Here is an 11231-nt window from a genome sequence, read left to right on the forward strand (position 1 = left end):
ATGAACAGCGCGTCTTTTTGGGATCGTTCCGCCGCTAAGTATGCCAAGGCCCCAATCCCTAATGAGCAGGTTTATGAACAAAAACTCGTTAAAACCCGAGAGTATTTAAACCCTCACAGTAAAGTTCTAGAGCTCGGTTGCGGCACAGGTACAACCGCACTTAACCACGCGCCTTACGCCAATCACATCGATGCCTGGGATATCTCGCCCAAAATGCTGGAGATAGCCCGGCGCAAACAAGTGCAGCAACATATTTCCAATGTAAGTTTTCATTGCGGAGAGGCCAATTCGATTGCGTTACCCGAGCAAGAATATGATCTGGCCATGGCACACAGCGTGTTGCATTTAATTGAAGACAAAGAAGCAAACTTACGCGCTATGTATGCCTCACTTAAACCCGGTGGAGTATTGGTTAGCAGTACCGCCTGTCTCGGTAACAAAATGAACTGGCTTAAACTCATTGCCAAACCAATGAAATGGCTGGGTTTTTGGCCCAGCGTGTACTTTTTTACCTCAACTCAGTTAGAAGCCGCTATAACACGAGCAGGGTTTACGATTGAGTACTCTTGGTTGCCGCCCAAAGCTATCGCTCATTTCTTTATAGCGCGTAAGCCACATTAAATGTTTGGATTTTGATCGGCCCTGCAATCTTAGCTCGGCACAACAACACCTTGATTGGCATAAGCGAACACCTGGCCACCATGCTGTTTGGCAAAAGCCTGTGCTTCTGTCAAGGATGAAAACCAATGATTGGGATAACCCAGCTGAGCAAAAGAGGTCTGTTCAAAACCGTGAATCTGGTCGGGCTGGTTAATGATCGCCTGACGATACTGAGCCCAACTGGTGTAATTCGCTTCAAGGGCTAATAATTGCAAGATATGTTTGCGCTGTATCAAATGCGATTGGCTTCGCAGCGCTGGCAGACTGAGTCCCCTAAAAACTTCTTGATGCAGCAATCGACGCAGTATTGGCAAGGAACTTGAATAGGATTTTGACTGTGCCGTGCGATGCAACTTTTTAGCGTCTCGCAAGACGGAGTCAATAATCGATGCGCTTGTGTCAGACAGTTGAGATGGTATATGCATATCGCCTCCAAAGTAGACCCGCTCGCTTGAGGCCAGAGATGATATACAAGCTAGGCTTGTCGAATGTGTGGTTGAATTGGTGAGTTCACTTTTGCGAGGTGGGCGCCCAATAAGCCCTAAGCAAATTATCCGACTCTTTATTCGTGCTGTCAACCATAAGCAATTAACGAGCATCGTTACTCACTTCTTTGTATTAGTAACGACCTCACTTAACCGTTAAGTATCTGTCTTAAATTTTTGCAAACCTTACAAAACATTTGCAGCAACAGGAACAATTGATGAAACACGTATTAGTAACAGCCTTAATAACCGCAAGTGGAATAATAGCTCCACACACACAAGCAGAGGCTGATTGGGCATCGGTGGTATGGCAAAACGATGTATTTGTAAATGTTGATGGCGGTGGCTACACCAATGGGTTGTTTTTATCATGGTACGACTTAACCACTGAAGGTGAGGGCTATCGTCAGCCGTGGCTAACGAAATCGTTAAGCTGGATGCTTGATCAAAACTCAGATGCACTCAACTTTAGCGAACAAACCATTGGCCAGGCAATGGTAACGCCTTTGGATATTAGCCAAGAAGTTCCCGACCCCAACGACGTGCCCTATGCCGGGCTGCTATTTTACCGAGCAAGTCATGCCATTGTAGAAGAAAACTTTGCCGATTTAGTCAGTGTTACGGTAGGTATGGTTGGTCCCGCCTCTATGGCTGAAGAATCACAAAAGTTCGTACACAAAATTACCGGCTCTACCGAACCCAAGGGCTGGGATTATCAATTAAAAAATGAGCCGATCTTTGCTTTTAGCCGAACGGCCGTATGGCGCTATGAACTGGCCCACTATATGGACACGGTAATAATGGCTCAAGGAGAGCTTGGCACCATGCAAAGTGCCGTCGGCGGCGGAGCATTATTGCGCTTAGGTACACGACTCGACAAAAGCTTCCCGTCAACGGCCCTGCACCGAGGTGAAATTAGTGCACCGGCTTCTATTGACGGAGGCTGGTATGTTTACGCTGGATTCGAAGCGGATTATGTCTTTAATAACATCCTGGTAGATGGTAATACGTATCGAAATAGCCCGGATGGGGACTTAAAACATGAACAGCTAATGGCCACTGCGGGTATCAGTTATGGTTGGGAGGATATCAGCTTGACTCTATCTTTTCGCTCCGGCGACTCGGTGGATAAAGCCGATACGTCACGGGATGAATTTGGTGCTTTAACCTTGGCATGGCGATTATAACTTACCCGCTCAACCACAATAGCCATTACCTGTGGTGATGGCTATCAATAAGCGCTAAAATGCTTTTGATTTTATGCAATAAATAGTACCTTTTGGTTGACCACAACAAAAATTGGAATGGATATTAGGAACATACCAACTGCCACCCCTCGGTGGTGACCTCGATCATTGTACAAGCGTCGTCGTATTACGATTTTAGTATTAGCGAATAGGTATATAAAAATTGGAAAAAATCTGCCCGGCGCCATAGGCTAAGCCGCGTATAGCGCCACCAGTGTATAATGGCAGTCACCTTATTCTCTTATCTCTAGGCCGAGTACCGGCTCTTATGATTATCACCCTGCTTACTCACGCCACCGAACTACACAAACCCAGCAATACCGGCGTTATTACCCATCGGCGCCTGTCGAACTTCCCGGAGGCTCAGTGCCATCGCGTCATCTGGCAACGAAAACAACCAGACCCTGCGCTTTTGCAACGCCTCGGTGCTCTATCTAGTGGCTTACTCTATCCATCGCCTACTGCCATACCGCTTACCAATCACAGCGCTCTAGAATTACCAGAGCACCTTGTATTGATTGATAGCACCTGGCAACAAGCGCGCAAGATGGTTAACCACAGCCCATATTTACAATCACTGCCTGCCTACTCACTGAACACAGACACACCTTCGCGCTTTACCTTACGACGCAATCAGGTAGCAGGTGGGCTTTGTACGTTAGAGACTGTGACTGAGCTGGCAAGACTTCAGAAACTGCCTCAGTTAGCCGAAGCGCTAGAGCGCGATCTCGATCAGCTTTTGGCACAGGCTCACCACGGACGTTAACGCAGACGGCGCCAGTGCTCGCGTTCAACCAGCTTGCCATTGGCATAACGCTCGGTAAACCAGTCATCCCCTTGCAAACGGAACGTAAAAACGTAGATGGTACCGTCTTCTATGGGGTACGAAAGCAGTTGCGGAATCTCACTGTACTGATTGCCCTCGACACGGTATTGCCCAGTGCTCGCGGCCCAAAACTGTCCGTTTTTACGCGATACAAACGCAAAATCATTGCGATTTAATATTTTGCGTGAGGTGATAGCTTGCAGATCGTACTGTATCTCGCCATCGTCAGTTATTACCCAGCCATCCACTAACTGCCATGTACCGATTAAACTAGATTGTGAGTTTTCGGCAATTGCAGTCGATGCATTGAGTATAAAAATAAGGCTTAAAGCCCAAACAAAAGTTTTTTTCAGCATAGTTATTCCCAATATTTATATTATTCGATGATCAATGGCATCGTTTATCCGTTTGGGTATCACTATCAGGCGGTTGAATAAATTATTGTTTTAATAGAGAGCCGGTATTTTGGCACAGATAACAGCCGGCCACCATCATGATTAAAGGGTGTTTACACTTACTGACACTAACTAATTTTCCGTTGCTACTGTTTCGTTTCCGTTACCTTTTACCATTGCTTCTAAGCTCAGATAAACAGGGGTGGCCAGCGCAAGTGGTAATAAGTAAAAGACACACCTGTAAGCAAACAATCCTGCTAGAATTTGAGACTTATCAATTTTTGCAGCCAGCAACGCCACAAATACCGCCTCTAAAACACCCAAACCACCCGGAATATGAGTAACTGCGCCTGCCACGGCACTCACCAACAACACCGCAAACACCAGAAAGAACGATACCTGCTCATAAAAGAATAGATAGATAACGCTGGCCATCAAACACCAGTGACAACAGGCTAGTAACAGCTGAAAAGTGGCCACTTTAAAGCCAGGAATTGTGAGACTAACAGATTTAAATTTATATTCTTGCCCTTGCTTATAAGCACATAATAAAAAATAGCCCGCCACAACACATAAAAAACCTGCACCAATCCACTGTAAGGTTAAATTTGACACTTTCCAAGATTGGGGAACATCAATCTGACCTGACACAAATAACAATCCAGCAAGAAAAATATAACCAAACCAGTTAGTTGCTACGCTAATACCAATTATTTTGGTCACATCTTTGGCGCCCACACCAAAACGAGAGTACAACCTATATCGAAATGCCACACCGCCAACTAAAGAACTTAAGTTGAGATTAAATGCATAACTTAATATTGCTACAAGCCATGTCTTAGAGATCGATAATTTAATTTTGGTAAAATATCTACCAATTAAGTCATAACTTGCATAAACACTAAAACAAGCAATTGCGATAACACTCGCAAATGCAAATATATGTAAGGGGGTTTCCCGAAATGCAGTAAGTACTTTTTCCCATTCAATCGTCATGGCCTGTTTAATGATCAAATAGGCTATAAGAACAAAAAAACTATAGGTAACGACTTTTTTAATCATCGGCCAATATTTTTTTACTCCTGAAGAGGAAGCTATCGTTTTAACAGGTTTAGTAACTTGTTGTTCGATGCTCATAATTCAATTTCCTCTTTACTTAAATACTCCGTAGTATTCACCACGCGCTTTGCCCCTTTTGATTCAGGAAATTTTCGATCCAGCTCTGAATCTTTCGATCGACCATTGCCCGTATCGTGATCTCGTTTTAACTCTCTTATTAATGGTGTATGTGCCGGAAACAAACCCGATATAGTGGGAAACCAACGCAAAACATGAAAGGTAAAGAAGTCTTTAACCAGCCAGTACCAGCGTCTATGCTTAACCCAAGATTGCTCAATTGGAACACTTCTCGACACTAGGTTATCTATTTTTCTAGCTAATTCTTTATTGAACTCTTTACTTTTAACTAATATGTTTGCTTCAAGATTAAAAGCTAAACTGAGTGGATCAAGGTTACTGGAACCGATTGTGGACCAATGATCATCAACTACCGCGATTTTTGCATGCAGAGGTCTCTCGCGAAATTCATAGAGTTTAATTTTATTGCGCAATATTAAATCATATAACGCCCGTGCGACTGAAAGTGAAAATGGTATATCGGGATCACCCTGAATAACTAACCGAACATCCACGCCTCGCTGTTGAGCTTTTATTAACGCTCTTACAAATCGATAGCTTGGAAAAAAATACGCGTTAGCAATCCATATACGAGTTTTTGCTTGTGCGATAGCGGTTAAATATGCTTTTTCTATACGACGACGATTATGTCTATTATCTCGTGAGATAAAGCTAATTTTATGCCCTCTATCTTGCCGTTCAGGCGGCCAAACTTCTACTTCTTTCAATCGTTCATCGCGTGCATCTCGAACATAGCTTTTACACAACTGTCTTATTGACGCGATTATCGGCCCTTGCAGCTCTACAGCATAGTCTTGTTTAGCTCCTGGGCCTGATGTCACCATATGATCGTTGCAATAATTAATACCGCCTATCATTGCATACTTACCATCCACACAAACTAACTTGCGATGTAGACGCCTAAATAATTTAGGCCGACCTTTATACCAACTAGGCTGTGGATCATAAATTTGAAACACCACACCGGCTGCTGTTAATTCCTCAATAAATTCAGGATCAAGGTAATGACTACCCCAACTATCAACCGTTAAACTTACCCATGCACCTCGTTTTCTTGCCAGTAAGATGGCACGTTTTATGGCTCGACCGATACGATCATTTTCCAAAATAAACGTTTCCAGAAAAACTTCGCACTTGGCGTGTTTTATACGCCTAATAAGCTGTGGGAAAAACTTTTCACCATTTTCCATAAGGTGAATACTGTTACCCTCTACAAAAGCCCCCTGCCTTTTAAAATAACCAAACATATTGCCCCCTTAAATTTTAATATTTGCCAGTAATGGCGTATGATCTGAAAGCTTATTCCAGGGAGCTTTGGGCATTGTAATAGGGTGGTGCTCCTGTACCGAACGTACGTAAATCCGGTCCAGCCTAAGCATAGGGAAAAAAGCAGGAAAGGTTTTCGGGGGCGCGCCTAAACCACTTATATACACCTCTTCAAATCCTGCTTCTGTACTCAGTATTTTCTGAGATTTCTGACGCCAATCGTTAAAATCACCAGCCACAATTACTGACTCTTCTTTCGGTATACGACTCACCAGTTCGTTAATTTGTGCCAGTTGAATCTGTCTGTCATTTTCTCTCAGACTTAAATGCACACAAATTGCGTGTAGACGCTTATTATCCGGTAAATCTATATGGCAGTGTAACAAGCCTCTTTCTTCGAGCTTACCTACCGTCGCATCGTAGTTTTCCCAATGTACAATCGAGTATTTACTCAACAATGCATTGCCATGATGACCTTGCTGATACACGGCATTACGACCGTATGCATAACTAGGCCACAACGTATCCGCTAAAAATTCATATTGGGTTTCAGTTGGCCACTTACCACTGTGTCGTTTTGCCCAGTTGTCGTGTTGGCCGATAACCTCTTGTAAAAAAACAAGGTCGGCAGACACTTCACGGGCCGCTTCGCGCAACTCATGCAATACAAAGCGTTGGTTAAAACTGGAAAACCCTTTGTGTATATTTACGGTCAGTACTTTTAGTTCTGTCACCTATCCGCCCCCTTGCAGTTTTTACATCACTATATGTAAAAAATAGATGAAAACTCACGGCAAGCCCCTATTTTTTAGTAAGAACGGTAACTAATGCAGAATCAGTGCCTACTATTCAGTGCAGCCTAGAAATCGCTGTTGGTACAGGCAAAAAAAAGCCACCCGAAGGTGGCTATATTCCATTAGTTTCAGCCATTTAGCCTTGCATCTGCTCCAACTCTAACCCCTTGGTCTCCTTGACCATGATCAGTACAAAAAGCACCGAAAGTGCTGCAAAAAACGCGTAAATACCATAAGCCGCAGACAAGCCAATACCCGCCAGCATAATAGGGAAACTCCAAGTCACTAAGAAGTTAGCCAACCACTGCGCCAGCCCTGCAACCGCAAGACCTGAGCCACGTATTTGATTGGGAAACATCTCACCCAACATAACCCACATAACCGGGCCCCACGACATATTAAACAAGAATACATAAATGTTAGCGCCGTACAGCGCCAATAAACCAGATTCTTGGGATAAGGCTAAATTGCCATTCACATCTACCGGAGCACCCCAAAAAGCGTACGCGACAATGGCTAAACTAATGGCCATCCCTGCAGAACCAAACCAAAGTAAGGGTTTGCGGCCGATTTTATCCACTAAAAAGAAGGTTATCAGACAGGCGATGATACTGATGCTACCGGATAATATATTGGTCTGTAGTGCTTCGCTTTCGCTAAAGCCCGCCGCTTCCCACAAGACAGCGCCGTAATAAAACACCACATTAATACCGACAAATTGCTGTAAGACGGCCAAACCAATGCCGATCCAAACTATCGGTCTTACTTTTCCCTTATCAATCAAATCAGAAAAACTGGGCTTGTGATCTGCAGATAGAGATTCGGCTATCTCCGTGTATTTAGCGTTGCCTTCAGTAGTACCGTATAGGCGTGATAATACCGCCTTGGCTTTTTGCTCTTTTCCCTTCGCCACCAAAAAGCGAGGGCTTTCTGGAATAGCCAATAGCGCGATAAAAAAGATTCCCGCTGGAATTAGCTCAACCCAAAACATCCAACGCCAGGTTTCATAACCACCCCAAAATTCAACGGTGGAACCGCCGGCATTTTCCGCTAAAAAATAGTTGGAGAAGAAGGACGCCGTTAAGCCCGAGATAATGGCAATTTGCTGAATTGATATCAGCATACCTCGGTAGCGTGCCGGCGCTACCTCGCTGATATAGGCCGGCGCCATCACTGACGCAGAACCTACAGCCATACCACCTAAAATTCGATAGATCACAAATTCAAAGCTTGTGGTCGCGATGCCGGAGCCCCAAGCCGAGACGATAAACAGCAAAGCCGCCACAATAAGTAGAGCTTTGCGACCGTATTTGTCCGCCAAGCGGCCAGCAAACAGAGCGCCTGCCGCACAACCGAGCAGCATTGACGACACACTAAAGCCTGTACCTGCCGAATTTGAGTCAAAGGCCAGCTGTAAGCCTTTCACTGTGCCATTAATAACGCCGCTATCGTAGCCGAACAAAAACCCACCTATGGTGGCGATACAGCTAATAAAGACTATGAATCCGGTACTGTTACGATTACTAGTAGAGGTGTGGCTCATGTTTTTACCTTATTATTGATATAGTGATTTTAAGAATAAAGGTAAACAGGGGTCAGTAACAAGAGGGAATTTTCTCGGGTTAATACGTTATATACAGGAGTAAGGAAGACGGTTTGAATAAGGTACTATGAACTGAATACAAATCGACGGCTCAAGATAAAATTACTCAAGCCTACGGTGGCCATGGATGCAACTTTTGCCAGTAAAGGTATGGCGGACACTGCCAACACCAGTTGTAAAACACCCGTACCTAAGGTCAAACTGAACAGAAAAATAAGCAGATATTTCTGGGCCGAGCGACGCTCGATGGAACGGTTGCATTGAAAAGTAAAGCAATGATGCAAAACAAAACCCAGTGAATAGCCCAACATCAAACCGGCAACGTTTGCCCATTCATAAGCGGCACCCAACGCGACTAACGAAAAGAATAGTGTTAAATCAGCACAGCTGAGCACTGAACCGGTAATGATGAAACGAGCTAATTGTGGCCCCCAATGGCCCAAGGGATTTGTCATGATCTTCAACTTTAACCGCAATGCATGACAAGACGATGACATTGGCATGCCGGGTGGTACATGTCTCGGATTTAAGGGAAGTTGAATTGTCAGGGGGCAGCGAGGGATACACGAAATAGGAGCGCTGGCATTCCTTCGCCAGATTTAACACAATCGCTTAACGCGCTTTAAACTCACGTATTAGCTTATTGAAGCTTTCGGCGTAATCTTCAAGCTCTTTGATCGCCGCCTTTTGTTGACTACGCGACATACCCGAACAGCCTAGATACTCTTGCATGGCTTTTACGTAAGCCTTTACCTCATTATTGGCTTTGACCATTTGTGCGGTTACGGCGGTGGCCGGGTCTGGAAATTCACCTGGCTTTGCCGGCTCGCTACAAGCCCACGAAACAGCTGGGGCAGTCATTACTAGCGTCAGTAAACAAGTAGTTAGTGTTTTCTTCATTTTCCGCTCTCTATTTTTCGCGTTTATACTTATATCTTAAACCTTCCAACCATTTCTGACATCTGTTTTGCCATTTTGGCGAGGTTTACACTGTTTGAAGTAATACGACCCGAGCTCTCTGCAGTACTTTGAGCAACACCCGATACACTGTCAATGTTCATCTCAATTTGCTGTGTAGCGGCAGACTGCTGCTCTGAGGCCGCAGCTATTTGGTTAGTACGGTCGCGGATTTCACCCACGTAGTTGGTAATTTCTTCCAGTGCGTCGGTTGCCTCACCGGCCTTAGTCACCGAGGCATCCGCCTGGGTAGTGCCCGCTGTCATCATTTCTACCGCTTCCGCGGAACCGGTTTGCAAACGCTCGATCATCTCTTGAATTTCAGTGGTAGAGCTCTGGGTACGGGAAGCTAGGGTTCGCACCTCGTCGGCGACTACGGCAAAGCCTCGGCCCTGTTCACCGGCGCGCGCCGCCTCAATAGCCGCGTTAAGTGCCAGCAGGTTAGTTTGCTCGGCAATGCCGCGAATAACATCCAGAACAGTACCAATGGCCACGGTTTCTTGCCGCAGCCGATCAATCACCTCAGAGGCGGTTTTAATATCCGCCGAGAGACTTTGGATCTGGTTCATGGTGCTTTCTACGGTTTGCTTACCACTCATGGCCACTTGATCGGCCTGATGAGAGTTTTCTGCCGTTTCAGCGACGCGTTGGGTCACATCGGCAACCACACCGGCCATTTCTTTAATGGCAGTTACAATTTGCTGAATATCTGCCTGCTGAGAGGTAATCGATCGCTCGTTCTCTTGCGACAAGTTAGACAGTATATTGGCACTTTCGTCGACTTCCTCGGCCGTTTCAGCCACGCTGGAGATAATATCGTGCAGTCGCTCGACAAACTTATTAAAGCAAACAGCCAGCTCACTGATTTCATCTGAGCCTTCTACCGGCAAGCGGCGCGTTAGATCACCTTCCCCTTCAGAAATGTCCCGCAGCGCACGAACAACATTGTTCACTGGCTTGATAATGCTGGCCTGTAGTAAAAACGCTAAACCTGCCGCAATAATGCTGATAACAATTACCACCACGGTAGCGTCAAATACCGAATCGGAAATAACCTCATCCAGTTCAGCTAAATCAACATGGAAAGATATAGTACCCACCGAGCTACCATCGGACTTAATGGCTTCGGTGACAATAATTGCGTTGTCCAGCTCAACGATACCCGGACTATTAGGGCGCGAAGGCAGGCTAGTGGGCATTTGGTCGCCACCGGTGCCTGAGTACCAAGCGAAGGGTTTACCGTCGCTGTAAATTACCGCACCTAGCACGCGCTCGCTCGCTTTTAGTGCACCCAGCGAGGCGGTAACAGTCATATCGTCTTCAAACATAATGGCGCCAACACTGGCCTCACCGAGCACCTCGGCCAAAGAGCGCGAGTCTTCGACGATGGTTTCTTCCACCCGTGTGATACCAGAATTAACCGTAACGAAAGTCGTCACAATGACCGCAGCAATGCAGGTTAGGGTGACACTGAGTAGGATTTTCCACTTGAGAGATAAATTATTCACAGCGTCCTCTTTTATAGCTATTTGGTGCGTTTATCAGGCCCCACTAAAAAGTTATAGGGGAGAGATCACTGATTCACAACACCCGATTTGGGTTCTGTATATGTATTATAATGCGCCATTCCCGAATATCGAGCTCAATGACGCTTCTTAACTAAGTAATTTGCTATATTAATCCATTAGCCCTTGTCTATTCACTATATCAAGTCCCTGATGCCATCTATCTCACTTTATTGTAGACGTTAATAGCTATCGGCCTGTGGTGGGAAACCTTTAGGGACGCTGGACGCTGGACG

General features: G+C 45.3%; 12 protein-coding genes. 3 read left to right on the top strand and 9 right to left on the bottom strand.

All coding sequences use genetic code 11. The features are described from left to right. Window positions 1-621 carry a class I SAM-dependent methyltransferase gene (locus tag Q4526_RS08385; protein ID WP_215976601.1) on the top strand — a complete coding sequence of 207 codons (621 nt, stop codon included), beginning with the start codon at window positions 1-3 and terminating at the stop codon, window positions 619-621. A 29-nt stretch (window positions 622-650) separates the two neighbouring features. Here Q4526_RS08385 and Q4526_RS08390 read toward each other — a convergent pair whose 3' ends face one another. Next, window positions 651-1085: a nitrous oxide reductase accessory protein NosL gene (locus Q4526_RS08390; protein WP_215976602.1), complete on the bottom strand. Its 435-nt coding sequence runs from the start codon at window positions 1083-1085 to the stop codon at window positions 651-653. Between the two features lie 278 nt (window positions 1086-1363). Between Q4526_RS08390 and Q4526_RS08395 the strand changes: the two genes are divergently transcribed. Together Q4526_RS08395 and Q4526_RS08400 are read left to right on the top strand one after the other, a co-directional pair. Further along, the gene (locus Q4526_RS08395; RefSeq protein WP_215976603.1) at window positions 1364-2332 is read left to right on the top strand and encodes a lipid A deacylase LpxR family protein; all 969 of its coding nucleotides are present in this window, start codon (window positions 1364-1366) and stop codon (window positions 2330-2332) included. 328 nt (window positions 2333-2660) lie between these two features. Then, window positions 2661-3158, top strand: coding sequence for a tRNA-uridine aminocarboxypropyltransferase (locus tag Q4526_RS08400; RefSeq protein WP_215976604.1), 498 nt, complete (start codon window positions 2661-2663; stop codon window positions 3156-3158). Here Q4526_RS08400 and Q4526_RS08405 read toward each other — a convergent pair. The 8 genes from Q4526_RS08405 to Q4526_RS08440 form a co-directional block, all read right to left on the bottom strand. After that, entirely contained in the window at window positions 3155-3574 is a 420-nt protein-coding gene (locus Q4526_RS08405) for a hypothetical protein (protein WP_215976605.1), read from the bottom strand. The two genes, Q4526_RS08400 and Q4526_RS08405, sit on opposite strands and share 4 nt — an antisense overlap. A 171-nt stretch (window positions 3575-3745) precedes the next feature. Beyond that, complete coding sequence (locus tag Q4526_RS08410; protein WP_215976606.1) at window positions 3746-4750, bottom strand: lysylphosphatidylglycerol synthase domain-containing protein; 1005 nt, start codon at window positions 4748-4750, stop codon at window positions 3746-3748. Then, window positions 4747-6057 (bottom strand): cardiolipin synthase ClsB, encoded by a 1311-nt coding sequence (gene clsB / locus Q4526_RS08415; RefSeq protein WP_215976607.1) that lies wholly within the window; start codon window positions 6055-6057, stop codon window positions 4747-4749. Before clsB ends, Q4526_RS08410 begins: the two co-directional genes overlap by 4 nt. A 9-nt stretch (window positions 6058-6066) precedes the next feature. Further along, a complete protein-coding gene (locus Q4526_RS08420) occupies window positions 6067-6810 on the bottom strand; it encodes an endonuclease/exonuclease/phosphatase family protein (protein ID WP_215976608.1) in 744 nt (247 codons plus the stop codon). A 196-nt stretch (window positions 6811-7006) separates the two neighbouring features. Further along, window positions 7007-8413 carry a sugar porter family MFS transporter gene (locus tag Q4526_RS08425; RefSeq protein ID WP_215976609.1) on the bottom strand — a complete coding sequence of 469 codons (1407 nt, stop codon included), beginning with the start codon at window positions 8411-8413 and terminating at the stop codon, window positions 7007-7009. 125 nt (window positions 8414-8538) lie between these two features. Further along, window positions 8539-8928: a GtrA family protein gene (locus Q4526_RS08430; protein ID WP_215976610.1), complete on the bottom strand. Its 390-nt coding sequence runs from the start codon at window positions 8926-8928 to the stop codon at window positions 8539-8541. 157 nt (window positions 8929-9085) lie between these two features. Continuing rightward, window positions 9086-9373: a hypothetical protein gene (locus Q4526_RS08435; protein ID WP_215976611.1), complete on the bottom strand. Its 288-nt coding sequence runs from the start codon at window positions 9371-9373 to the stop codon at window positions 9086-9088. Between the two features lie 29 nt (window positions 9374-9402). Then, a complete protein-coding gene (locus tag Q4526_RS08440) occupies window positions 9403-10938 on the bottom strand; it encodes a methyl-accepting chemotaxis protein (RefSeq protein WP_215976612.1) in 1536 nt (511 codons plus the stop codon). Window positions 10939-11231 lie beyond the last annotated feature (293 nt).

Source organism: Gilvimarinus sp. 2_MG-2023 (assembly GCF_030547685.1).
Taxonomy (GTDB): Bacteria; Pseudomonadota; Gammaproteobacteria; order Pseudomonadales; family Cellvibrionaceae; genus Gilvimarinus.

Bases quoted from the DNA above. Each gene is read 5' to 3' on its own strand.
- Q4526_RS08430 (WP_215976610.1), bottom strand. From the start codon at position 8,928: ATGACAAATCCCTTGGGCCATTGGGGGCCACAATTAGCTCGTTTCATC.
- Q4526_RS08385 (WP_215976601.1), top strand. From the start codon at position 1: ATGAACAGCGCGTCTTTTTGGGATCGTTCCGCCGCTAAGTATGCCAAG.
- Q4526_RS08400 (WP_215976604.1), top strand. From the start codon at position 2,661: ATGATTATCACCCTGCTTACTCACGCCACCGAACTACACAAACCCAGC.
- Q4526_RS08425 (WP_215976609.1), bottom strand. From the start codon at position 8,413: ATGAGCCACACCTCTACTAGTAATCGTAACAGTACCGGATTCATAGTC.
- clsB (WP_215976607.1), bottom strand. From the start codon at position 6,057: ATGTTTGGTTATTTTAAAAGGCAGGGGGCTTTTGTAGAGGGTAACAGT.
- Q4526_RS08435 (WP_215976611.1), bottom strand. From the start codon at position 9,373: ATGAAGAAAACACTAACTACTTGTTTACTGACGCTAGTAATGACTGCC.
- Q4526_RS08390 (WP_215976602.1), bottom strand. From the start codon at position 1,085: ATGCATATACCATCTCAACTGTCTGACACAAGCGCATCGATTATTGAC.
- Q4526_RS08410 (WP_215976606.1), bottom strand. From the start codon at position 4,750: ATGAGCATCGAACAACAAGTTACTAAACCTGTTAAAACGATAGCTTCC.
- Q4526_RS08395 (WP_215976603.1), top strand. From the start codon at position 1,364: ATGAAACACGTATTAGTAACAGCCTTAATAACCGCAAGTGGAATAATA.
- Q4526_RS08405 (WP_215976605.1), bottom strand. From the start codon at position 3,574: ATGCTGAAAAAAACTTTTGTTTGGGCTTTAAGCCTTATTTTTATACTC.